The organism is Pseudomonas weihenstephanensis (genome assembly GCF_016812185.1).
Lineage (GTDB): Bacteria > Pseudomonadota > Gammaproteobacteria > Pseudomonadales > Pseudomonadaceae > Aquipseudomonas > Aquipseudomonas weihenstephanensis.
This window is the reverse complement of sequence record NZ_JAAEBV010000001.1, coordinates 185996-210211: the sequence shown is the minus strand read 5'-3', so window position 1 is coordinate 210211 and position 24216 is coordinate 185996. Positions and strand designations below refer to the sequence as shown.

General features: G+C 58.4%; 19 protein-coding genes and 3 tRNA genes. 20 read left to right on the top strand and 2 right to left on the bottom strand.

The annotated features are described in order from the left end of the window. The first annotated feature begins 202 nt into the window (after positions 1 to 202). A complete protein-coding gene (locus GYN01_RS00970) occupies positions 203 to 661 on the top strand; it encodes a lipocalin-like domain-containing protein (protein ID WP_048365410.1) in 459 nt (152 codons plus the stop codon). A 23-nt stretch (positions 662 to 684) separates the two neighbouring features. Here GYN01_RS00970 and GYN01_RS00965 read toward each other — a convergent pair whose 3' ends face one another. Both GYN01_RS00965 and GYN01_RS00960 read right to left on the bottom strand, forming a co-directional pair. Then, a complete protein-coding gene (locus tag GYN01_RS00965; protein ID WP_238936092.1) occupies positions 685 to 3891 on the bottom strand; it encodes an EAL domain-containing protein in 3207 nt (1068 codons plus the stop codon). A gap of 81 nt (positions 3892 to 3972) precedes the next feature. After that, positions 3973 to 4878 carry a LysR family transcriptional regulator gene (locus GYN01_RS00960; protein WP_048365412.1) on the bottom strand — a complete coding sequence of 302 codons (906 nt, stop codon included), beginning with the start codon at positions 4876 to 4878 and terminating at the stop codon, positions 3973 to 3975. Between the two features lie 130 nt (positions 4879 to 5008). On the opposite strand from GYN01_RS00960, the gene leuC reads away from it, so the two are divergent. The 19 genes from leuC (at position 5009) to GYN01_RS00865 (ending at position 23860) form a co-directional block, all read left to right on the top strand. After that, the gene (leuC, locus tag GYN01_RS00955; RefSeq protein ID WP_203306461.1) at positions 5009 to 6427 is read left to right on the top strand and encodes a 3-isopropylmalate dehydratase large subunit; all 1419 of its coding nucleotides are present in this window, start codon (positions 5009 to 5011) and stop codon (positions 6425 to 6427) included. A gap of 10 nt (positions 6428 to 6437) precedes the next feature. Continuing rightward, entirely contained in the window at positions 6438 to 7082 is a 645-nt protein-coding gene (gene leuD / locus GYN01_RS00950; RefSeq protein ID WP_048365414.1) for a 3-isopropylmalate dehydratase small subunit, read from the top strand. 101 nt (positions 7083 to 7183) lie between these two features. Beyond that, positions 7184 to 7948 carry a class I SAM-dependent methyltransferase gene (locus GYN01_RS00945; RefSeq protein ID WP_203306460.1) on the top strand — a complete coding sequence of 255 codons (765 nt, stop codon included), beginning with the start codon at positions 7184 to 7186 and terminating at the stop codon, positions 7946 to 7948. Positions 7949 to 8004: 56 nt separating this feature from the next. Beyond that, the gene (leuB, locus tag GYN01_RS00940; RefSeq protein WP_203306459.1) at positions 8005 to 9087 is read left to right on the top strand and encodes a 3-isopropylmalate dehydrogenase; all 1083 of its coding nucleotides are present in this window, start codon (positions 8005 to 8007) and stop codon (positions 9085 to 9087) included. Positions 9088 to 9155: 68 nt separating this feature from the next. Then, complete coding sequence (gene asd / locus GYN01_RS00935; RefSeq protein ID WP_048365417.1) at positions 9156 to 10268, top strand: aspartate-semialdehyde dehydrogenase; 1113 nt, start codon at positions 9156 to 9158, stop codon at positions 10266 to 10268. A gap of 157 nt (positions 10269 to 10425) precedes the next feature. Next, positions 10426 to 11436 (top strand): aspartate-semialdehyde dehydrogenase, encoded by a 1011-nt coding sequence (locus tag GYN01_RS00930; RefSeq protein WP_203306458.1) that lies wholly within the window; start codon positions 10426 to 10428, stop codon positions 11434 to 11436. 186 nt (positions 11437 to 11622) lie between these two features. Further along, complete coding sequence (locus GYN01_RS00925) at positions 11623 to 14268, top strand: motility hub landmark protein FimV (protein ID WP_203306457.1); 2646 nt, start codon at positions 11623 to 11625, stop codon at positions 14266 to 14268. A gap of 195 nt (positions 14269 to 14463) precedes the next feature. Beyond that, the gene (gene truA / locus GYN01_RS00920; RefSeq protein ID WP_048365545.1) at positions 14464 to 15288 is read left to right on the top strand and encodes a tRNA pseudouridine(38-40) synthase TruA; all 825 of its coding nucleotides are present in this window, start codon (positions 14464 to 14466) and stop codon (positions 15286 to 15288) included. Between the two features lie 64 nt (positions 15289 to 15352). Next, positions 15353 to 15976 carry a phosphoribosylanthranilate isomerase gene (locus GYN01_RS00915; RefSeq protein ID WP_048399462.1) on the top strand — a complete coding sequence of 208 codons (624 nt, stop codon included), beginning with the start codon at positions 15353 to 15355 and terminating at the stop codon, positions 15974 to 15976. A 270-nt stretch (positions 15977 to 16246) separates the two neighbouring features. After that, entirely contained in the window at positions 16247 to 17167 is a 921-nt protein-coding gene (gene accD, locus GYN01_RS00910; RefSeq protein ID WP_048365421.1) for an acetyl-CoA carboxylase, carboxyltransferase subunit beta, read from the top strand. Beyond that, positions 17164 to 18471, top strand: coding sequence for a bifunctional tetrahydrofolate synthase/dihydrofolate synthase (gene folC / locus GYN01_RS00905; RefSeq protein ID WP_203306456.1), 1308 nt, complete (start codon positions 17164 to 17166; stop codon positions 18469 to 18471). Before accD ends, folC begins: the two co-directional genes overlap by 4 nt. After that, complete coding sequence (locus tag GYN01_RS00900) at positions 18455 to 19087, top strand: SPOR domain-containing protein (RefSeq protein WP_203306455.1); 633 nt, start codon at positions 18455 to 18457, stop codon at positions 19085 to 19087. Before folC ends, GYN01_RS00900 begins: the two co-directional genes overlap by 17 nt. Before the next feature lie 106 nt (positions 19088 to 19193). Then, the gene (locus GYN01_RS00895) at positions 19194 to 19751 is read left to right on the top strand and encodes a CvpA family protein (RefSeq protein WP_048365424.1); all 558 of its coding nucleotides are present in this window, start codon (positions 19194 to 19196) and stop codon (positions 19749 to 19751) included. A 41-nt stretch (positions 19752 to 19792) separates the two neighbouring features. Next, positions 19793 to 21298 (top strand): amidophosphoribosyltransferase, encoded by a 1506-nt coding sequence (gene purF / locus GYN01_RS00890; protein WP_203306454.1) that lies wholly within the window; start codon positions 19793 to 19795, stop codon positions 21296 to 21298. A 67-nt stretch (positions 21299 to 21365) separates the two neighbouring features. After that, on the top strand, positions 21366 to 22577 hold the full coding sequence (locus GYN01_RS00885) for an O-succinylhomoserine sulfhydrylase (RefSeq protein WP_048399466.1): 1212 nt from the start codon (positions 21366 to 21368) through the stop codon (positions 22575 to 22577). Positions 22578 to 22585: 8 nt separating this feature from the next. Then, positions 22586 to 23353: an SDR family oxidoreductase gene (locus GYN01_RS00880; protein ID WP_420850372.1), complete on the top strand. Its 768-nt coding sequence runs from the start codon at positions 22586 to 22588 to the stop codon at positions 23351 to 23353. A 122-nt stretch (positions 23354 to 23475) separates the two neighbouring features. Then, positions 23476 to 23551 (top strand) — tRNA-Val (locus GYN01_RS00875). 55 nt (positions 23552 to 23606) lie between these two features. After that, positions 23607 to 23683, top strand: a tRNA-Asp gene (locus tag GYN01_RS00870). 100 nt (positions 23684 to 23783) lie between these two features. After that, positions 23784 to 23860 (top strand) — tRNA-Asp (locus GYN01_RS00865). Positions 23861 to 24216: the final 356 nt, after the last annotated feature.

Below are 24216 nucleotides of genomic sequence, written 5' to 3'. Positions count from 1 at the left end.
CGCGTCCTTGTGGTTGTCTGGTTGGCCGTTGTGCAGTATTCCACAGCGGGCACGCTGGCAGAGTAGTCCGTTTGAGGGGGAATTGGATCAGTGGTAGTGCCAGTGGGTGGTTGTCTGTGTCTGTGTGGCTAAGCTGTTCCGGTGCTGAGAAGTGTTATCCCCTTCGTGTTTTCATCCCCCCCATGCAAAGGGTAGGCATGCCATGACAAACATAGTACGCAACGCGCTGATTGGCGCATGGAAGCTGGTCAGTTTTGTAGAACGTGATCCTCGCACCGGTATAGAAACGTACCCGATGGGCACACAACCCGAGGGCATCATCATGTACACGCCCGATGGCTATATGTCTGCGCAGTTCTGCCCGCCCGGTCGACGTGAACTGGCCGGCAATGACCCGTTCACAGCCAGTGAACGTGAATATAAAGACGCTGCACAAACCTATTTTGCCTACAGCGGGCCGTTCTATCTGGATGAGTCACGCGGGTTGCTGGAACACGAAATGTTCGTCAGTTTCTTTCCTAATTGGCGCGGACAACGCCAGGTCCGTACCTGTCGTATCGAGGGCGACATGCTCTACCTGTCCCCTGAAGACCCGGTCAGGTTCAACGGCTCGATGAAAATCGCCCACCTGGCGTGGCAGCGCGTCCCGCCAAACATCTAACACCGCAGGCAAGCGAGCGCCTCTCACGCCAGCAGCAAGGTTTTGAACTCGGCCAAGGGCACGGGTCGACTGTGCAGATAACCTTGGTACACATGGCAGTCCAGGCTTTGCAAAAATTGCAATTGCTGCATCAGCTCGACGCCTTCTGCCACCACGTTGAGTTTCAGACTGCGGGCCATCGCCACAATGGCGCGGATGATTTCCGCGTCATTGGGGTCGTTGATGGCATCGCGCACGAACGATTGATCGATTTTCAGCGTGTCGACGGGCAAGCGCTTGAGGTGGGTCAATGAGGAGTAGCCGGTGCCAAAGTCATCCATCGCGAAACTGACACCCAAGGCCGTCAGTTGGTGCATTTTGGCGATGGTGTCTTCCAGGTTTTGAATCACGATGCCTTCGGTGATTTCCAGTTTGAGCATGGAGCTGGGCAGGTGGTGAGCCAGCAGGCTGCGCTGCACGCGTTCGACGAAGTTGCTTTGGCGAAATTGCCGGGGGCTGATGTTGACGCACAGGCTGAAATCGCGTGAATCAATCAAACCTTCACTCAGCAGCGTGCCAAACGCGCGGCAGGCTTCATCCAGAATCCAGGTGCCGACTTCGAGGATCAGTCCGCTGTCTTCCAGAATCTTGATGAACTCGGCGGGCGACTGAGGCCCCAGCAGCGGGTGTTGCCAGCGCACCAAGGCTTCGGCACCGACGATACGGTTTTGGCGGGCGTCGATCTGAGGCTGGAAGTGCAAGCTGAATTCGTTGCGCGCAAGCGCAGTGCGCAAGTCACTTTCCATGCGCATGCGTTCACTGGCGGCTGCCTGCATGTCGTGATGAAACAGTTGCGTGGTATTACGCCCCGAGTCCTTGGCGCGGTACAGCGCGATGTCGGCGCGCTTGAGCAAGTCCGCCGGGTTCGAGCCGTGGTCGGGCATCAGGGCAATGCCAATGCTGGGCGTGACTTGCAGGCGTTGACCGTCGAGAAACATCGGCTCGGCGAGCAACTCGCGCAAGGTGTCGGCGGTGGCGCGCACGTGCTGGGTGACGTCATCGAGCGAGCCTTGAAGGCCGGTGAGTAACACCACGAATTCGTCGCCGCCCAGTCGCGCGACGGTGTCTTCGATGCGCACGCTGGCCTCCAGGCGCGCCGTGATGATTTTCAGCACCGCATCGCCCACCGGATGGCCCAGCGAATCGTTGATGTGCTTGAAGTGGTCAAGGTCCAGAAACAGCAAGGCGCCGCGCAAGTGTTGCCGGGTGAGCAAGGCACTTTGCTGGCTCAAGCGGTCCATGAGCAAGGCGCGGTTGGGCAAGTTGGTTAGCGGGTCGTGGTAGGCCAGGTGGCGGACTTGCGCCTGGGCGGTTTTAAGCTGGCTGATGTCGCGGGCCGTGAGCAGCAAGCACGCAGTGCCGTTGAGGGTAATGGGCTCAATCGAGAGCTCAACGTTAAGCAGGTCGCCGCGCCGCGAGCGTCCAAGCACTTCGCGGTTGCTGATACGGCCCTTGGCCTTCAGCTCATCCAGTAACTCCTGACGTTTGGAGCTGTCGCCCCAAATCCCCAGCTCGTAGGGGCTGCGGCCCATCACCTCGGCGCTGGTGTAGCCCGTGAGGCGGGTGAAACCGTCGTTGACCTCCAAATAACAGCCGGTGGCGTAATCGCTGATGGTGATTGCATCCGGGCTTGAGTGAAATGCCTTGGCGAATTTCTCTTCACTGGATTTCAAGGCGGCTTCGGCGCGCTGTTGCTGGGTGATGTCGCGCAAGGTGATGACGATGCAGGGCTGGCCGTCCACTTCAATCGGACGGCTGGACAGCACGCAGGTCAGCGGTTCTGCGCTCTTGTGGTGCAAGGTCAGTGTGGCGTTGTTTTGGATCGGGGCGCGAAGCGTACTCAGCAGTTGCTGTAAATGCGGTTGGTCGTGAGCCGGCTCGCACTGCAAATCCACCATGTGCCAGCCGAAGGTTTGACTGAAGCTGGTGTTGATTTCGATCACTTGCCCGCTTGGCGTCTGTATCACGCAGATCGGGTCAGGGCTGGTCTGAAACACGCTGGCAAACTTTTCTTCAGAGGCGCTCAGGCGTTGCTCGCGCTCCACTTGTTCAGTGATGTCGAGCAGGGTACCGGCCATGCGCAACGGCTGGTCGTCAGGCCCGCGATAGAGGCGGGCGCGGCTCTCCAGGTAACGCGAAGTGCCGTTTTCGAGCTGTACGCGGTAAGTCAGTTGGTAATTGCCAGCCGGGCCTTCGCGCAGGGAGCGGTAGGCATTGCGCATGTTGTGGCGCTCCTCGTCCGGCACGCCTGCAAAAAACGCATCGAATGATTCATTGAACGCCACGGCGTCCAGGCCGTGTAACTGCGCTGCACGGGCCGAGCCGTAGAGGCGGCCGCTGGGAATATGCCAATCCCAGGTGCCCAGTTGGGCAGAGTCCAGTGCCAGATCCAGGCGTTCCTGGCTGTCTTTGAGGGCCTGCTCGTTTTTTTTACGTTCGCTGGTGTCCAGAAAGGTGCTGACCAGATAGGCCTCGCCCTCCAGCTCGACGCGTTGTGCACTGAGAATGCCGTCGTGCAACTGGCCATGACGGTCGCGCAGTTGCACTTCCATATCGACCGGCGCGTGCTTGCTGCGTATCGCCTCGATGAAGGCTTCGCGCTGTTGCGGGTCCGGCCACAGCCCTAATTCCACCGTTGTGCGACCAATCGCGTGTTTGACCGGCCAGCCCAGCAAGCTTTCAAAGCAGTGGTTGGCTTCACTGATCAAGCCGTCTTCGAGGCGTACCAGCAGCACCATGTTGGGCGACAGATGAAACAGCGTGGCGAAGCGTTTTTCTGAACTGTTGAGGGCTTGCTGGCGTTGGCGCTGTTGAGTGACTTCGCGGATGACGCCCATCATCCGCGGTTGCTCATCCGGGCGGGAGACTACACTGCCGCGTATTTCCAGCCAGTGCAGGCTGCCATCGGCCCAGCGGATGCGGTGATGCAGGCTTTGCTCCAGAGGAGCGCCCTTGCTCACCGCCTCGAAGGCGCACTGGGCTTTGGGCCAGTCGTCAAATGGCAGTTCAGACAATTGCTCAAGGTTGCCAGGCAGCGGGTGATGCGGGTCAAGCCCAAATAACGCTTGCGAGCCGTGGGACCAGCGAATGTCGCCGCTGTCCATGTCCCAGCACCACGCGCCGAGTTGCGCAGCGTTCAAGGCCGCCAGCAATGGGGGGCCTTCATGCCAGTGTTGTTCCACGCCTGGCATGTCTATATCTGTCAAACCACCAAGAAATGGCACAGGGTCAGCGGGGTTTGGCATTGACGGCAATCCTTGAACTGAAAAGCTTTAGGGCTGGCTGGCGGGTTGCGCAGTGTGCCGCGTGTCCACCTGACCATCCAGCAGTGTCATGAAGGCATGTGCGGCATTCGACAAAGTTCGTTCTGTATGAACGATATAGCCTAGCTGGCGTGTCAGTTGTATGCCCGGCAAGGTGATGGATGCCACTTGTTCATCGAGCATGGTGCGCGGCAATACGCTCCAGGCCAGGCCAATGGACACCATCATTTTGATGGTTTCAAGGTAGTTGGTGCTCATGGCGATATTGGGTGTCAGCCCTTGGGCTTCAAACAAACGCTGCACGATGTGGTGTGTAAACGTGTTGCCGCCGGGGAAAACTGCCGGGTGATGGGCGATGTCCGCCAGGCTGATCGGGCCTTTATGGGTCAGCGAGTGCTCGGGCGCGACGACGAAATCCAGCGGGTCATCCCACACCGGTACCGCGCGGATCAAGGAATGCGGCTCGGGCGCCAACGTGATGACTGCCAGTTCGGCCCGGCCGTGCAGGATTTCTTCGTAGGCCACTTCTGAATCGAGAAACTGAATGTCCAGCGCGACCTTGGGGTAGGTGCGGGTAAATTCGCGCAGCAACGGCGGCAAACGATGCAGGCCAATATGGTGGCTGGTGGCCAGGGTCAGGCGACCGCTGACTTCTCCATTGAGGTTGTTGAGGGCGCGACGGGTGTCGTCCAGCACGTTGAGAATCTGATAAGCGCGTGGCAGTAAGGCGCGGCCTGCCTCGGTCAAGCTCACCTCGCGGCCCAGGCGGTCAAACAGCCTGAGCTGGAGTTGTTGCTCAATGCTGGCGATGCGTTTGCTGATTGCAGGCTGGGTCAGAAACAGCCGTTCGGCGGCGCCCGAGAAGCTGCCGGTTTCAGCAATCGCAATAAAAGCATTGAGATTGGCGAGGTCCATGTTTCGAATTCCTTTTGGTTATCCAAACTATGAAAATTATGAATTTGAGTTATTAACTGTAACGCCCTAGCATCGACCTCACAAGCCAAGTGGTTATTGGCACAGAAAGTAGCTGATGAGGAACCGTGTGATGGCCGGCAAAACGCTCTACGACAAGCTCTGGGATTCGCATTTGGTCAAGCAGCGCGACGATGGTTCGGCGCTGATCTATATCGACCGTCACATCATCCATGAAGTGACTTCGCCGCAAGCCTTTGAAGGGCTGCGTCTGGCAGGGCGCAAGCCTTGGCGCATCGATGCCAACATCGCGACCCCGGATCACAACGTACCGACCACGCCAGAGCGCAAAGGCGGGATCGAAGCGATTGCTGACCAGGTTTCACGTTTGCAAGTGCAAACCCTTGATGACAACTGTGACGAATACGGCATCACCGAATTCAAGATGAATGACGTGCGTCAGGGCATCGTGCACGTTATCGGCCCCGAGCAAGGCGCCACATTGCCAGGCATGACCGTGGTCTGCGGCGACTCGCACACCTCGACTCACGGCGCGTTTGGTGCATTGGCCCACGGCATCGGGACCTCCGAAGTCGAACACGTGCTGGCCACCCAGTGCCTTGTTGCAAAAAAAATGAAGAACATGCAGGTGTTGGTAGAAGGCCAGTTGCCATTTGGCGTCACCGCCAAGGACATCGTCCTCGCGGTGATCGGCAAAATCGGCACAGCCGGTGGCAATGGTCATGCGATTGAGTTTGCGGGCAGCGCAATTCGCGACTTGTCGGTAGAAGGGCGCATGACCATCTGCAACATGTCCATCGAAGCGGGCGCGCGCGTCGGTCTGGTGGCTGCGGATCAGAAGACCGTTGACTACGTAAAGGGCCGTCCGTTTGCACCTCAAGGCGCCGAGTGGGCATTGGCGGTAGAAGCATGGAAAGACTTGGTCTCGGATGCAGACGCACGCTTTGACAGCGTCATCGAGCTGGATGTGACGCAGATCAAGCCACAAGTGAGCTGGGGCACGTCCCCGGAAATGGTCTTGGCGGTGGATCAGAACGTGCCGGACCCCGCGCAGGAAGCTGACTTGGTCAAGCGTGGTTCAATTGAGCGTGCCTTGAAGTACATGGGCTTGAGCGCCAATCAGGCGATCACCGACATCCAGTTGGACCGTGTGTTCATTGGCTCGTGCACCAACTCGCGCATCGAAGATTTGCGTGCGGCCGCGGTCATCGCCAAAGGCCGTAAAGTGGCTTCGACCATCAAGCAAGCGATTGTGGTTCCGGGCTCCGGTTTGGTGAAGGCTCAGGCCGAGGCTGAAGGGCTGGACAAAATCTTCCTTGAAGCCGGTTTTGAATGGCGTGAGCCGGGTTGCTCGATGTGTTTGGCCATGAACCCGGACCGTCTGGAGTCGGGTGAGCATTGTGCATCCACCTCCAACCGTAACTTCGAAGGCCGTCAGGGTGCCGGGGGACGCACCCACTTGGTCAGCCCGGCGATGGCCGCCGCCGCCGCTGTCAACGGTCGTTTCATCGACGTCCGCGAATTGATTTAAGGAGCGCAGCATGAAAGCTTTCACCCAGCACACCGGTCTTGTTGCCCCTTTGGATCGAGCCAACGTTGACACCGACCAGATCATTCCCAAGCAGTTCTTGAAGTCCATCAAGCGCACCGGTTTTGGTCCTAACCTGTTCGACGAATGGCGTTATCTGGACGTGGGGCAGCCGTATCAGGACAACTCCAAGCGCCCATTGAACACAGACTTCGTGCTCAACGCCGAGCGCTATCAAGGGGCGAGCGTGTTGCTGGCCCGCGAGAACTTCGGGTGTGGCTCCAGCCGTGAGCACGCGCCGTGGGCGCTGGAGGAATATGGCTTTCGCAGCATCATCGCGCCGAGTTATGCCGACATCTTCTTCAATAACAGCTTTAAAAACGGCTTGTTGCCGATCATCTTGAGTGACGCCGAAGTCGACGAGCTGTTTGCGCAAGTTGAGGCGACACCGGGTTATCAGCTCAATATCGACCTGCAAGCCCAAACCGTGACCCGCCCGGATGGCAAGGTGTTGAGCTTCGAGATTGATGCGTTTCGCAAACACTGCTTGCTCAACGGCCTGGATGACATCGGTTTGACCTTGCAGGACGATGACGCGATTGCGGCGTTCGAAAGCAAGCACCGAGCCAGTCAGCCGTGGTTGTTTCGTGACGCCTAACCCCCGCAGGTGCTGGCGCAGGCTGTGATGTTTTTAAACGTTCAACACATCGCAGTCCACGCCAGCCCTAACGATGAGCCATTGGCCTGAAGGACATCAGCATGACCAACGCCCAGCACAGTCAGGTCGTACAAAAACAGTTCGGTGAACAGGCAGCGGCCTATCTGAGCAGCGCCGTGCATGCGCAAGGGGCCGAGTTCGGGCTGCTGCAAGCTGAGTTGGCAGGCAAGTCAGGTGCGCGCGTGCTGGACCTGGGGTGTGGCGCGGGGCATGTCAGTTTTCACGTCGCGGCACGGGTCAAAGACGTCGTGGCCTACGACCTGTCGCAGCAAATGCTCGATGTGGTGCAGGCGGCGGCTTCAGAACGTGGCCTCCACAATATCAGCGCCGTGCGGGGGGCTGCCGAACGCTTGCCCTTTGCCGACGGTGAATTCGATTACGTGTTCAGCCGCTATTCGGCGCATCACTGGAGTGATCTGGGCCAGGCCTTGCGCGAAGTGCGACGGGTGCTCAAGCCGGGCGGGGTAGCGGCCTTTATTGACGTGATCTCGCCGGGCAGCCCGTTGTTCGACACCTACTTGCAGAGTGTGGAGGTGCTGCGCGACACCAGCCATGTGCGTGACTACTCGGCAGGCGAATGGCTGCGTCAGGTCAGCGAAGCCGGTTTACACACCCGCAGTACGCTGCGTCAGCGTTTACGTTTAGAGTTCGGGTCCTGGATTGCACGCATGCGCACACCGGTCGCCATGAGCGTGGCAATACGGGCGTTGCAGCAATCAATGGGCAGTGAAGTGCGCGAGTATTTTGAAATTGAAGCCGACGGATCGTTCAGCACCGACGTGCTGGTGCTGTGGGCTGAGAAGTAACCCTACCTATTTCAAGGTGCGCCTGCGGGGGCACTAACAGACAAAAAGAGGAACCCATGAGCAAGCAGATTCTGATTCTCCCAGGTGACGGCATTGGCCCAGAAATCATGGCTCAGGCGGTCAAGGTGCTGGAGGTAGCCAACGACAAGTTCCAGCTCGACTTTGAACTGACCCATGACCTGATCGGCGGCGCCGCTATCGACAAACATGGCGTGCCGCTGGCGGATGAAACTTTGGCGCGTGCGCGTGAAGCTGACGCCGTGCTGCTCGGCGCGGTGGGTGGGCCTAAATGGGACACCATCGAGCGTGACATCCGTCCTGAACGCGGCTTGTTGAAAATCCGCGCTCAATTGGGCCTGTTCGGCAACCTGCGTCCGGCGATCCTTTATCCGCAGTTGGCGGATGCTTCCAGCCTCAAGCCCGAGATCGTTGCGGGTCTGGATATTCTGATCGTTCGTGAGTTGACCGGCGGCATCTACTTCGGCGCACCACGGGGCACCCGTGAGCTGGAAAACGGCGAGCGTCAGGCGTATGACACGCTGCCGTACAGCGAAAGCGAAATCCGCCGTATCGCCCGCGTCGGTTTTGACATGGCGCGTGTGCGCGGTAAAAAACTGTGTTCGGTCGACAAGGCCAACGTGCTGGCCTCCAGCCAGTTGTGGCGTGAAATCGTCGAACAGGTGGCCAAAGACTACCCGGACGTTGAACTGAGCCACATGTACGTTGACAATGCCGCGATGCAGTTGGTGCGCGCACCCAAGCAATTTGACGTGATCGTGACCGACAACCTGTTCGGCGACATCCTGTCTGATGAAGCGTCTATGTTGACCGGTTCCATCGGCATGCTGCCATCGGCTTCGCTGGATGCCAACAACAAAGGCATGTACGAGCCGTGTCATGGCTCGGCGCCGGACATCGCGGGGCAGGGCATTGCCAACCCGCTGGCGACCATTTTGTCGGTCTCGATGATGCTGCGTTACAGCTTCAATCAGCACTCGGCGGCAGACGCCATCGAGCAGGCGGTGAGCCGGGTTCTGGATCAGGGCTTGCGCACCGGTGACATCTGGTCGGCGGGTTGCACCCAGGTCGGCACACAGGAAATGGGCGATGCAGTAGTCGCCGCGCTACAGAATCTGTAATCTCTCGGGCCCGTTACTTCCTGTTGGTGGAAGTAACGACCCCACTTTTTGTTAAAGGTGTAGTTGCGATGAAACGTGTAGGTCTGGTCGGTTGGCGCGGTATGGTCGGTTCCGTGCTCATGCAGCGGATGCTGGAAGAGCAGGATTTCGATCTTATTGAGCCGGTGTTTTTCACCACTTCCAATGTCGGTGGACAAGGTCCGTCCGTGGGCAAAGATATTGCCCCGCTGAAGGATGCTTACAACATTGAAGAGTTGAAAACCCTCGATGTGATCCTGACCTGCCAGGGCGGCGACTACACCACTGAGGTGTTCCCCAAGCTGCGTGAGGCAGGCTGGCAAGGTTACTGGATCGACGCAGCGTCGAGCCTGCGCATGCAGGATGACGCGGTGATTATTCTGGATCCGGTCAACCGCAAGGTGATCGACCAGCAGTTGGATGCGGGCACTAAAAACTACGTGGGCGGTAACTGCACCGTCAGCTTGATGCTGATGGGCCTGGGCGGCCTGTTTGAAGCCGGTCTGGTTGAATGGATGAGCGCCATGACCTACCAGGCAGCCTCCGGTGCCGGTGCGCAGAACATGCGCGAGCTGATCAAGCAAATGGGCGCAACCCACGCCGCAGTGGCCGATGAACTGGCTAACCCGGCCAGCGCCATTTTGGACATCGACCGTAAGGTTGCAGCCGCCATGCGCAGCGATGCGTACCCGACCGAGAACTTTGGTGTGCCACTGGCTGGCAGCTTGATCCCCTGGATCGACAAAGAGCTGCCTAATGGCCAGAGCCGTGAAGAATGGAAAGCGCAAGCAGAAACCAACAAGATTCTGGGTCGCTTCAAAAACCCGATTCCTGTCGATGGTATTTGCGTGCGCATCGGCGCCATGCGCTGCCACAGCCAGGCGTTGACCATCAAGCTGAACAAAGATGTGCCGATTGCCGACATTGAAGGCTTGATCAGCCAGCACAACCCTTGGGTCAAGCTGGTGCCCAATCAACGCGAAATCAGCATGCAGGAACTGAGCCCGACCAAAGTCACGGGCACCCTGAATGTACCGGTAGGGCGTTTGCGCAAGCTGAACATGGGCTCGCAATTCCTCGGGGCTTTCACGGTCGGCGACCAACTGCTGTGGGGCGCAGCTGAACCGTTGCGTCGCATGCTGCGGATCTTGCTGGAGCGTTAATTCGCGCTGCTCGCTCTCAAGCCCGCGTCTCGCAAGAGTCGCGGGCTTTTTAGTGGGTGTAATGTTTGTCTGATTGTTGAACGGCGCCACCGTGCGTTGCCTACCGGGGTTGTGCCCGGTAAAGTGCCGCTCCCAATGTTTCGCCTGAGGTAGCTACATGAACCAGTCCTTTGATATCGCCGTCGTTGGCGCCACCGGCACTGTCGGCGAAACCCTTGTTCAAATTCTCGAAGAACGTGATTTTCCGATCACAGCATTGCATTTGCTGGCCAGTATCGAATCGGCCGGAAGCTCGGTGCCTTACCGCGGTAAAAATGTGCGAGTGCGTGAAGTCGACGCGTTTGATTTCAGTACCGTGCAGTTGGTGTTTTTTGCCGCCGGGCCCGCCGTGACGCTAAGTTATGCCGCCAAAGCCAGTGCCGCTGGTTGCACAATCATTGACTTGTCCGGTGCATTGCCCGCCGTGCAGGCGCCGCAGATCGTGCCCGAAGCCAATTCGCACGTACTCAAGGGGCTGGCCAAGCCGGTGCAAGTCAGCAGCCCAAGTGCCTCTGCCACCGCATTGGCGGTGGTATTGGCGCCTTTGCGCGGCGTGCTCGATATTCAGCGGGTGAACGTGACGGCGTGCCTGGCTGTTTCGGCCCAAGGTCGCGAAGCGGTATCAGAGCTGGCGCGTCAAACGGCCGAATTGCTCAATCTACGGCCGCTGGAATCGACGTTTTTTGACCGTCAAATGGCCTTCAACTTGCTGGCTCAAGTCGGCAAACCCGACGCTCAGGGCCATGTGCCGCTAGAAAAGCGCCTGGTCAGTGAGTTGCGTGAAGTGCTCGGCCTGCCTGCCCTCAAAGTGGCGGTGACCTGCGTTCAAGCGCCGGTGTTTTTTGGCGATAGCTTCAGTGTCTCGGTGCAACTGGCCGGGCCGGTAGACCTGGATTCCGTTAATGCATTGCTTGAAGCGGCCGATAGTATCGAGTTGGTCGAGGCGGGCGACTATCCGACTGCGGTGGGTGATGCAGTGGGCCAGGATGTAGTGTATGTAGGTCGTGTTCGCCACGGCGTGGACGATACTTCTGAACTTAATCTGTGGTTAACGTCAGATAACGTACGTAAAGGCGCTGCATTGAATGCCGTGCAAGTGGCCGAGTTGTTGATAAAAGCCCCACTGTAAAAGATACTTGGCGTCAATTTGCAGAATGATTCTAGCCAGACGGCCAATCGTTGCAGTTCAGCTGCTGTCAGGGCTCGTAAAGCGTAATGGGATGATTGCCGGGCACCTGAGCAGTGCGGGCATCGTCTTAAGGCAGCAGCTACACAGAGCTCGCAGGACGGGTTCTGTACCAATAAGGAAGAGGCTATGGTTAAAGTTCGCAAATTAGTGTTAGCAATAGCCGCCGCTTCGGCGCTGTCATCCGGTATGGCACAGGCGCTTGGGCTCGGGGAACTGACGCTGAAGTCGACTCAGAACCAGCCACTGCTTGCCGAAATAGAATTGCTGGATATCAAGGATCTAACAGCGGCAGAGGTGGTGCCAAGCCTGGCGCCGCCTGAAGAGTTCACCAAGGCAGGCGTTCAGCGCCCAGCATTCCTCAATGACTTGCGCTTTACCTCCGTGATCAACCCTGAGGGCAAAAGCGTACTGCGTGTGACGTCCACCCAGCCGTTGTCCGAACCCTTCGTAAAGTTTCTGGTGCAAGTGATGTGGCCCAACGGCCGTTTACTGCGCGACTACAGCGTCTTGCTTGATCCGGCCAAGTTCTCGCCACAAACCGCAGCTGCCGCGTCAGCGTCTGCACAGCCTGCAGCGGCTGGCGCGTCAACGCAATACACCACCTCGGCGCGTGACACCTTGTGGGAAATCGCTGCCAAGGCGCGTAACGGCGGCTCCGTCCAGCAAACCATGCTGGCGATTCAAGCGCTCAACCCTGACGCCTTCATCAATGGCAACATCAACCGCTTGAAAACCGGCCAAGTGTTGCGTTTGCCCGATGCGGCGCAAAGCACGCAGTTGCCGCACGCCAAGGCGATGGCGCAGGTGGCCGCGCAGAATGCTGACTGGCGCAACGGTCGCCGTACTGCTCCGCAAGCGCAGCAAGTCGATGCGACGGGGCGTAAAGCAGCACCGCTCGCGCCTGCAAAGGCCGCTACTGGCGATAACCTGAGCCTGGTCTCTGCGCAAGCGGCCAAAGCATCGGGTAAAGGCGCTGCCGGCGACGCACAGAATTTGAGCGATAAACTGGCGACGACCCAAGAGGGTCTGGATGCCAGTCGTCGTGAAAATGCCGAGCTTAAAAGCCGCATGCAGGACTTGCAAAGCCAGCTGGACAAGCTGCAACGCCTGATCGAATTGAAAAACGACCAGTTGGCCAAGCTGCAAGCGGGCAATGCGCCGGGCACTGAGGCCGTGGCGGCTGCGCCTGCGCAGTTAGTCGCTCAGGCGCCTGATTCGCCAGAAGCCGATATCGAACCGGCCACCGAAGGCACGCCAGCCACAGCAGTCCCTCCTGCACCGGTTGAAGGCGATGCGAGCACCGAGGAGCGCAGCATCCAGGACCTGCTGAGCAGCCCGCTGTTGCTGGGTTTGATTGGCGGTGGCGCGGTCTTGCTGTTGTTAATGCTTATGTTGCTGCTGGCGCGTCGGCGTAAAGCGCAGCAAGCGGCTGAAAAACATCTGCGCATGGCGCGTGCTCTTGAAGAAGAGTCAGAGTTTGCAGCGGACCTGGAAATGCCCGAAAGCAGCTTCGAAGGGCTTGAGGTTGCGCCGCCCAGCGTCAAACTCGAACCTGCACCTGCACCTGCACCTGCACCTGCACCTGCACCTGCACCTGCACCTGCACCTGCTCCGGTCGTTGAGTCTGTGGCGCCGGTGGTGGCTGCTGCGGCCGTGGCTGCGGCGGCCGTCGCCGCAGCTGCGACCCAAGCCAAACCGGACGCCGATGTATTGGTTGAAGCTGAGCATTTGATCACCCGCCGCCAATTCAAAGAAGCTGAAGAACTGCTCAAGTCCGCGCTTGAACAAGCGCCGCAACGCAGTGATTTACGTCTCAAGCTGATGCAGGTGCATGGCGAGTTGGGCGAGCGTGATGCGTTTGTCGCGCAAGAGCGCCAATTGGTTGCCAATGGCAAGAACCACGCTGAAGTTGAGCAGCTCAAAAGCCGTTATCCAGCCATGGTCGCGGTAGCGGCTGGCGGTATTGCCTCGGCTGCTGTTGCCGCTGAACTTGAGGTGCAGTTTGTCAAAGACATGCTTCAGGATGAGCCGGTTAGCGAACCCAAGGTCGAGCCTGCGCCAGAAGCACCGCTGGCTGCTGATGAGTTCGAACATGATTTCGACTTGAGCCTGGATGATCTCGAAGCCGCTTCGCCTGCGGACCTGGCACTGGAGCCAAGCCTGGAGACCACACCTGTTGCGGTAGATGAAGCGCTGAGTTTTGAGGCTGTGATGGCACAGCAAGCCGAGGCCCAAGCGTCAAGCGAAGACCTGTCGGGCTTTGATTTGGACTTGTCGGCCGATGAGCAGGTCGCACCGACACTGGCTGACGATGACCTTTTGGGGCTGGAGGACGAGCTTAAAGGCTTGTCTGACGTTGAATCGCCCTTGTTCGATGTCGAGGGTCACGATGATCTGGATATGCCTGCCGACTTTGACCTGTCGCTGGCCGATGAAGATGTCACGGCTGCTCCCGACAGTTTTTCTGTCGAACTGGACGAAGTGAATGCCGAGCTGGAGCGCTTGTCGCAAAGTCTTGAACATCCACCTCTTGCTGACCCGCTGGCCAATAAAGCCAAGTTCGAGGCGGATGATGCCGTGGAGCAAGGTGAGGAGCCTGAATTCGACTTCCTCTCAGGCACCGATGAAACCGCCACCAAGCTCGATTTGGCGCAAGCCTATGTCGATATGGGGGACGTTGATGGTGCGCGGGATATTCTGACCGAGGTACTGGGCGAAGGCAGTGTTGATCAGCGCAATGAAGCCAAGGAAATGTTGGCTAACCTTCGTTGAAATGAACGTACGCAACACATGACGGCAGCCTTGAGGGCTGCCGTTGTTGTTTGGGGCAATGCTCGTGCCACTTACAATCGTCGCCGGGCTGCATTTGTTTCATGGCGTCTTGGCGGGTGCGCCTTATAATGCCCGCCTTTGCGTTCATGAGCAGGCTGTAAGTCCTTGGCAAATTTAGATAACGCCGCCGCTGAAATGGCGGCTGAAGGTTTTTCCCGCATTGCGTTGGGGGTGGAGTACAAAGGCTCGCGTTACAGCGGCTGGCAGCGTCAGACCAATGGAGTGCTGACGGTGCAGGAAACCCTGGAAAACGCCCTGTCCAAAGTCGCCGCATCCCCCGTGTCATTGTTGTGCGCAGGCCGCACCGATGCAGGTGTACATGCGTGCGGGCAGGTGGTGCATTTTGATACTCAGGCCGAGCGCTCGCTGAAAGCCTGGGTCATGGGGGCCAATATCAATTTGCCCCATGACATCAGCGTGAGTTGGGCTCAGGTCATGCCTGCGCATTTTCATGCGCGATTCAAGGCGGTTGCCCGGCGTTATCGTTATGTCATCTACAACGATCAAATACGCCCGGCGCACTTGAACCAGGAAGTGACCTGGAACCATCGTCCGCTGGATGTCGAGCGTATGGCGCAGGCTGCTCAATATTTGCTGGGCGTGCATGACTTTAGCGCCTTCCGGGCGGGTCAATGCCAGGCCAAATCACCGATAAAGCACATGCATCACCTGCGAGTGACTCGGCACGGGCAGATGATTGTGCTGGATATTCGTGCCAGTGCTTTTTTGCATCACATGGTGCGCAACATCGCCGGGGTTCTGATGACCATTGGCAGTGGTGAGCGCCCGGTCGAGTGGATAAAAGAGGTGCTGGAAAGTCGTGAGCGTCGTTCAGGCGGCGTGACGGCGCATCCTTACGGCCTGTATCTGGTCCAGGTTGAATACCACGATGAGTTCGCACTGCCTCAACGTTACATTGGTCCGCATTTCCTGACCGGTTTTAGCGAACTGGACGGCTGACGCCTGCAAAACCATTTGTTACCATCCGGCACTTTCGCGCGCAAAGCCTTGGGGTGAACTCGATATGTCAGTCGTTCGAAGCAAGATCTGCGGTATTACCCGCATAGACGATGCGCTGGCAGCCGTTGCCGCTGGGGCCGACGCGATAGGTTTTGTGTTTTATGCCAAAAGCCCGCGTGCTGTCAGTGCCACGCAGGCACAGGCGATCATTGCGGCCTTGCCGCCGTTCGTGACGACCGTTGGCTTGTTCGTCAATGCGAGCGCATGCGAACTGAACGAAACCCTGGATGCCGTACCGCTGGATTTACTGCAATTTCACGGTGACGAAACCCCTGAGCAATGTGAGGGCTTCCATCGGCCTTACATTAAGGCGCTGCGGGTGAAGGCGGGTGATGACATCGCACAGGCGTGCAGGGTTTATCAAAGTGCCAGCGGTATTTTGCTGGATGCTTACGTAGAAGGTGTGCCGGGGGGAACCGGTGAGGTCTTTGACTGGTCTTTGATACCTCAAGGGCTGAGCAAGCCGATTATTCTGGCGGGCGGCCTGATGCCGGGCAATGTGGCTCAAGCCATTGCTCAGGTGCGCCCGTATGCTGTGGATGTCAGCGGCGGCGTAGAAATCAGTAAAGGCATCAAGGACCACGACAGGATTCGTGCCTTCATGCAGGTTGTTCGCGCAACAGCCTGATGCACGATGTGACGGCTGGCTGTCTGCCACCGTCCATCATTACCGCTGCTGTAAAGCAGACGGGCCCGGTGGTTAGACGGGCAGAAATTAAAGTGGCAGCCGCTCTGTAGTGTGTTGTCGGGAAGGCTGAGGGTTGCAAGGTCGATGCTGGTTTGCCGAGTGCCGACCGCAGGGGTTTGCAACCATCGCCACACACCTAATGAATTAGCTCAAGGGCATACACGGGGCCTGAACCCAGCGTTCGGGTCGCCGGTACTGGAGAAAAAAAGCATGAGCAACTGGTTGGTAGACAAGCTGATTCCTTCGATCATGCGTTCCGAAGTCAAAAAGAGTTCGGTACCTGAAGGCCTGTGGCACAAATGCCCGTCCTGCGATGCAGTGCTTTATCGCCCAGAGCTGGAAAAAACCCTGGACGTTTGCCCTAAATGCAATCACCACATGCGCATTGGCGCACGTGCGCGCATTGATATCTTCCTGGATGCCGAAGGCCGTGCCGAGCTGGGTGCAGACCTGGAGCCGGTTGACCGCCTTAAGTTCCGTGACAGCAAAAAGTACAAGGACCGCCTGGTCGGTGCGCAGAAACAAACGGGCGAGAAAGACGCGCTGATTTCCATGAGCGGCACGCTGTTGGGCATGCCGGTTGTGGTGTCAGCGTTTGAGTTCTCGTTTATGGGCGGCTCGATGGGCGCCATCGTGGGCGAGCGTTTTGTCCGTGCGGCCAACTACGCACTGGAAAACCGTTGCCCGATGATTTGCTTCGCCGCCTCCGGCGGTGCGCGCATGCAAGAAGCGTTGATCTCCCTGATGCAAATGGCCAAGACCTCGGCGGTATTGGCGCGTCTGCGCGAAGAAGGCATTCCGTTTATCTCGGTGCTCACTGACCCGGTTTACGGTGGTGTTTCGGCCAGTCTGGCGATGTTGGGTGATGTGATTGTTGCCGAGCCTAAAGCGCTGATCGGTTTTGCCGGTCCGCGTGTGATTGAGCAAACCGTGCGTGAAAAGTTGCCAGAAGGCTTCCAGCGCAGCGAGTTCCTGCTGGAGCACGGCGCAATCGACCTGATCATTTCGCGTCAGGAGCTGCGCCCACGCCTGGGCAACCTGCTTGCACAAATGATGGGCCTGCCAACGCCTGTGTTCGTGGCACCGCCTGTTGAAACCATCGTTGTACCTCCGGCTCCAGCGAATCTATGACCCAGCGCACCCTTGGCGAGTGGCTCGCCTATCTTGAACAGTTGCATCCATCGGCCATCGACATGGGCCTGGAGCGCTCGCGAGAGGTAGCGAGCCGCATGGGGCTACTCAAGCCTGCGCCTCGGGTGATAACGGTGACCGGCACCAACGGCAAAGGCTCGACCTGTGCGTTTGTGGCCTCATTACTCCAGGCGCAAGGGCTTAACGTCGGGGTTTACAGCTCCCCACACCTGTTGCGCTACAACGAGCGCGTGCAAATCTGCGGCGTTGAAGCGTCAGATGAACTGCTGTGCGAGGCCTTTGCGGCCGTTGAAGCAGGCCGTCGCGAGATTTCCCTGACCTACTTTGAGGTGGGCACGCTGGCCGCTTTGTGGCTGTTTGAGCGTGCCGCGCTTGATGCGGTGGTGCTGGAAGTCGGGCTAGGCGGGCGACTGGATACCGTCAATCTGGTGGATGCTGATCTGGCGCTGGTCACCAGTATTGGTGTCGACCATGTCGAATACCTGGGTAACACCCGCGAATCCGTGGCGTTTGAAAAGGCCGGCATATTTCGGCCGGGCAGGCCCGCGCTGTGTGGTGACCTCAATCCCCCGCACACATTACTGGACAAAGCCAATGAGCTGGGTTGCCCGCTGTTTGTGCGCGGTCGTGACTTCGACCTGGCCACCACCGATCAGGTCTGGCATTGGCGCGGTCTGAACGGGCAGGGCGGGGTTGTCGAGTTGCGTGATCTGCCGCTTCTGGATTTGCCGATGGAAAACGCAGCGCTGGCCGTGCAAGCCTACGCGCTGATGGATTTGCCCTGGCAGCCGGAGCGTATTGTTCAGGCACTCAAAGCCACGCGTGTGACCGGGCGGCTTGATCGTCGCCAGTTTAATTGGCACGGTAAAACCTTGAATGTGCTGCTGGATGTGGGTCACAACCCCCATGCGGCGCACTATTTGGTGCAGCGTCTGGCTCAGCGTCCCATAACCGGCAAGCGCTTCGCGGTGTTTGGTTTGCTGGCCGACAAGGACCTGGATGGCGTAGTGTCGCAATTCACCGCACCGATCGAGCATTGGGCGGTTGCACCGCTTGATACAAGTCGCACGCGGCCCGTGATGCAAGTCCAGGCCGCATTGCAGCGTCACGGTGCATCCGTAACCGCCCATGACAGCGTCATTGCTGCGTTGCAAGCTCAATGCGAACGGGCATCCCCGGCCGATGAAATTCTGTTGTTCGGTTCTTTCTATTGTGTCGCCGAAGCCCTTGAGTGGCTGGAGCGGCATGCGACGCAGGAGGCAGCACATGGCTTTGCTGGATAAGGCATACAAGCAACGCATGGTGGGCGCGCTGGTGCTGGTGGCATTGGCGGTGATCTTTTTACCGATGCTGTTTTCGCGTCAGGACGAGCAGCGCCAGATTCAGGTCGATGCGCCCACCGCGCCTCAGGTGCCGGTGCTGCCGCAGGTTCAGGTCGAACCGGTCGCTGTGCCACAGCCGCAGGTGATTGCCCAAGAGCCGATGCCTGTTGAGGAAGTGGTTGCAACCCCGCCCGCTCCGACGCCTGTCCCGGTGACTCCGGCAGTCGCAAAACCGCCGGCCCCGGCGCCAAAAGCGCCTGCGGTCACTCCGGCCCAGACGGTGGCTCAGGCCCCCGCCAAGCTGGACACCACGCAAAAACGCATCGATGCCAATGGCTTGCCTATCAGTTGGTCCGTGCAATTGGTCAGCCTGTCCAATCGGGCGAGCGCTGATAACCTGCAAAAAACCCTTCGAAATCAAGGTTATAACGCTTACGTTCGCACGTCAGGTGGAATGAACCGGGTGTTTGTGGGGCCGCTGCTTGAGCGTGCAGAAGCCGATCGCCTGCGGGATTTGCTGGGTAAACAGCAAAACCTCAAAGGTTTTGTGGTTCGCTTCCAGCCGGAACGTGGCTAAGCGTGAAAAAAGGTTTCATCGGATCGCGAATGCACCGCTAAATCGCCTTACCTGAGCGGCGGCGCTCTGCTAAAATGCGCCGCCTTATCTGTCCGTAGGCTGCACTGTGCCATTTACTTGGGTTGACTGGGCAATCGTTGCAACGATTGCCATTTCCGCACTGATCAGTTTGAAGCGCGGCTTCGTTAAAGAGGCGTTGTCGCTGTGCACCTGGATCATTGCCGGGGTCGTCGCCTGGATGTTCGGTGGTTCGCTGTCGGAATATCTCAGCGGATACATCGAAACACCTTCCGCCCGCGTCATCGTCGGGTGCACCATCATGTTTGTCGCCACCTTGCTGGTCGGCGCAATGATCAATTTTCTTATCGGCGAACTGATTCGCGTCACCGGGTTGTCCGGGACCGACCGGTTCCTTGGCATGGCCTTCGGCGCAGCGCGTGGCGCATTGCTGGTGGTCGTGGCAGTCGGGTTGTTAAGCCTGGGGCCGGTACAGCAGGACTCGTGGTGGCAAGAGTCACGGCTCTTGCCACAATTTCTATTGGTTGCCGACTGGTCAAAAAATCTCATTTTGGGATTGAGCAGTCAGTGGCTCGCCAGCGGTATCAGCGTACCCGCTGATATTCCGTTCAAGGAGCATCTCTTGCCGGCTATCCAGCCCAAGTGAGTGATGTTCAGTTCAGATCCATAAAGTAGGGGTTGCGTCGCATGTGTGGCATCGTCGGTATCGTCGGTAAGTCGAACGTCAATCAGGCGCTGTATGACGCGCTAACCGTCCTCCAGCACCGCGGCCAGGATGCTGCCGGTATTGTAACCAGCCATAACGGCCGGTTATTTCTGCGCAAGGACAACGGGCTGGTACGTGACGTGTTTCATCAGCGTCACATGCAGCGTCTGGTCGGCAGCGTGGGCATTGGCCACGTGCGCTATCCAACCGCAGGCAGCTCGACTTCAGCTGAAGCTCAACCGTTTTATGTCAACTCGCCTTACGGCATCACCCTGGCGCATAACGGTAACCTGACCAACGTTGAGCAACTGGCCAAGGAGATCTACGAATCTGACTTGCGCCACGTCAACACCAACTCCGATTCGGAAGTGCTGCTCAACGTGTTTGCACACGAACTGGCCCAGCGCGGCAAGTTGCAGCCCACCGAAGAAGACGTCTTCGCGGCTGTCACCGACGTGCACAATCGCTGCCGCGGTGGCTATGCCGTGGTTGCGATGATCACCGGTTATGGCATCGTCGGTTTCCGTGACCCTAACGGCATCCGTCCGATCGTGTTCGGTCAGCGTCACACCGACGAAGGCGTCGAGTACATGATCGCTTCCGAAAGCGTGTCCCTGGACGTGCTCGGCTTTACCCTGATCCGCGACCTCGCGCCGGGCGAAGCGGTGTACATCACCGAAGATGGCAAATTGCATACCCGTCAGTGCGCGGCTAACCCGCAACTTACGCCGTGTATCTTTGAACACGTGTACCTGGCGCGCCCGGACTCGATCATCGACGGCGTGTCGGTGTACAAGGCACGCCTGCGCATGGGTGAGAAGCTGGCCGAGAAAATCCTGCGTGAACGCCCAGAGCACGACATCGACGTGGTCATCCCGATTCCAGACACCAGCCGTACCGCTGCACTGGAGCTGGCGAACCATTTGGGCGTCAAGTTCCGCGAAGGCTTTGTCAAAAACCGTTACATCGGCCGTACCTTCATCATGCCGGGCCAGGCTGCACGCAAAAAATCCGTGCGCCAGAAACTCAACGCCATCGAGCTTGAATTTCGTGGCAAGAACGTGATGCTGGTCGACGATTCGATCGTGCGTGGCACCACCTGCAAGCAGATCATCCAGATGGCGCGCGAAGCGGGTGCCAAGAACGTTTACTTCTGCTCGGCGGCGCCGGCGGTGCGTTACCCCAACGTGTACGGCATTGACATGCCAAGCGCCCACGAGTTGATTGCACACAATCGCAGCACCCAGGACGTTGCCGACCTGATCGGCGCAGACTGGCTGATTTATCAAGACTTGCCAGACCTGATCGACGCGGTCGGCGGCGGCAAAATCAAGATCGAGAAGTTCGATTGTGCGGTCTTTGACGGCAAGTACGTGACCGGCGACATCGATGACAACTACCTGGAGCGTATCGAGCGTGCACGCAACGATGCCTCCAAGGTGATAGCGCAAGGTGTGGGCGCCACCATCGGCATCTACAACAACTAAGGCTTCACCGAACCGGCCCTGATGGGCCGGTTTGCATTGGTGCGATATACAGCAAGGAGTGGTCAGTATGAGTCAGGATTGGGATGCCGGTCGGCTGGATAGCGACCTTGAGGGCGTAGCGTTCGACACCTTGGCGGTGCGTGCGGGTCAGCACCGCACACCTGAGGGCGAACACGGTGACGCCATGTTCCTGACCTCCAGCTACGTGTTCCGTACGGCTGCTGATGCGGCTGCGCGGTTCTCGGGCGAGGCAGCAGGCAACGTTTACTCGCGTTACACCAACCCGACGGTGCGCGCCTTTGAAGAGCGCCTTGCTGCACTCGAAGGTGCCGAGCAAGCAGTGGCCACGGCCACGGGCATGGCCGCTATTTTGTCGGTAGTGATGAGCCTGTGCAGCGCCGGTGACCACATTCTGGTCTCGCGCAGCGTCTTTGGTTCGACCATCAGTCTGTTCGAAAAGTATTTCAAGCGCTTTGGTGTGCAGGTCGACTATGTGCCGCTGGCCGAGTTGTCGGGCTGGGACGCCGCCATCAAACCCAATACCAAATTGCTGTTCGTAGAATCGCCTTCCAACCCGCTGGCCGAGCTGGTCGACATTGCGGCCCTGGCCGAAGTGGCCCATGCCAAAGGCGCGATGCTGGTAGTAGATAACTGTTTCTGCACGCCGGCACTGCAACAGCCGCTCAAACTGGGCGCCGACATCGTGGTGCATTCAGCGACCAAGTTCATCGACGGCCAAGGTCGTTGCATGGGGGGTGTTGTTGCAGGGCGCAGCGAGCAGATGAAAGAAGTGGTCGGTTTTTTACGCACGGCCGGGCCGACCTTGAGCCCCTTCAATGCGTGGATTTTCCTCAAGGGTCTGGAAACCCTCAACTTGCGTATGCGTGCTCATTGCGCCAGTGCGTTGGCCCTGGCCGAGTGGCTGGAGCAGCAAGACGGCATCGAAAAAGTGCATTACGCGGGCCTCAAGAGTCACCCGCAACACGCACTGGCTCAGCGTCAGCAGCGTGGTTTTGGTGCCGTGGTCAGTTTTGAAGTCAAAGGTGGCAAAGAGGGCGCCTGGCGCTTTATCGACGCCACACGCCTGATTTCGATCACCGCCAACCTGGGCGACAGCAAAACCACCATTACCCACCCGGCCACCACGTCCCATGGTCGCCTGGCGCCGCAGGAGCGTGAAGCAGCGGGTATTCGTGACAGCTTGATCCGCATAGCCGTTGGCCTGGAAGACGTCTCCGACCTGCAAGCCGATCTGGCGCGAGGTCTCGCCGCACTGTGACCGACCTGATTCTAGAAGCGCACGCGGCCGGTAACGGGCGTGTAGCGCTGGTGACCGGCGCAGCGCGCGGTATTGGCCTGGGCATTGCCGCGTGGCTGGTGAGTGAAGGCTGGCAAGTGGTGCTGACTGACATTGACCGTGTGCGCGGCTCCAAAGTGGCCAAGGTGCTGGGCGAAAATGCCTGGTTTGTGGCGATGGATGTGGCGCTTGAGTCGGACGTTATCCAGTGCGTGGCTCAAGTGCTTGGGCAGTTTGGCCGTCTGGATGCACTGGTGAGCAATGCTGCCATTGCCGATCCGTACAACATGACCCTCGAAAGTCTCGACCTTGAGCACTGGAACCGGGTGTTGGCGGTCAACCTGACCGGGCCGATGCTGTTGGCCAAGCATTGTGCGCCTTACTTGCGTGCGCACTGCGGTGCCATCGTCAACCTGGCTTCAACCCGCGCCCGCCAATCCGAGCCCGATACCGAGGCTTACGTGGCGAGTAAAGGCGGGCTGTTGGCGTTGACGCATGCGTTGGCCATCAGCCTTGGGCCGGAGATCCGGGTCAATGCGGTCAGCCCCGGCTGGATTGATGCTCGCGACCCCTCGGTGCGTCGTGCGCAGCCGCTCACCGACGCCGACCACACCCAACATCCGACAGGGCGTGTCGGCACTGTCGAAGATGTGGCGTCGATGGTGGCGTGGTTGTTGTCGCGCAATGCCGGTTTTGTGACGGGGCAGGAATTTGTGGTTGACGGCGGCATGAGCAAGAAAATGGTCTACGAAGCGTAGGGCGTAGCTGTCGTGGGTAATAGTCGAGGTTTATCGGTTTTAGCTTTTTTAAAAAAAAGTTCAATCTTGTCCTTGACTTAGCTTCGATAGATGCGTAAATTTCGCGGCCTCAACGAAGCAAAGGGTGATTAGCTCAGCTGGGAGAGCATCTGCCTTACAAGCAGAGGGTCGGCGGTTCGATCCCGTCATCACCCACCACTTCTTGAGTTTCCCGCAAGGGAAGGTCGTTCTGAAAAGAACCACCAACCGACGCGCAGCGGTAGTTCAGTCGGTTAGAATACCGGCCTGTCACGCCGGGGGTCGCGGGTTCGAGTCCCGTCCGCTGCGCCATATTTGTACAAATCAGGCTTGCCTGGTTTGCGATTGAAAAGCACCGAAGCTTTCAGTCAACGGTTTCAAAGTTTCAAACGGACGCAAGTCCGAGCGATACGCAGCGGTAGTTCAGTCGGTTAGAATACCGGCCTGTCACGCCGGGGGTCGCGGGTTCGAGTCCCGTCCGCTGCGCCATATTTGCTACAGAGCCCTTGAACTCTCTGTAGCTACAAAGAAAGCGACCTCAGGGTCGCTTTTTTTGTGCCTGCGATTTGACCCGGCCTCCCGCTCGGTCTTGGTTCACTCGCCAACCTCTGATGTCGTCTGCATTCAGCGACGCGTGCAGCCAGGTTGTTCAAGAAAAGCGTACCGATGTCACCCGGATGCTCTATATCGGGCCTCTTAAAGGTGTGTCATTTTTCCAGCGCTTACGATTCTGTCTTGTAAGTCAGTGTTGGGTCGTCAAAAAACCGCCGCTTATTGCTTGCCGAGATAAAAAATCAAATTGGACGGTGCAGGCATGGATCCATAGGCTTGCCCGCAATTGGTGC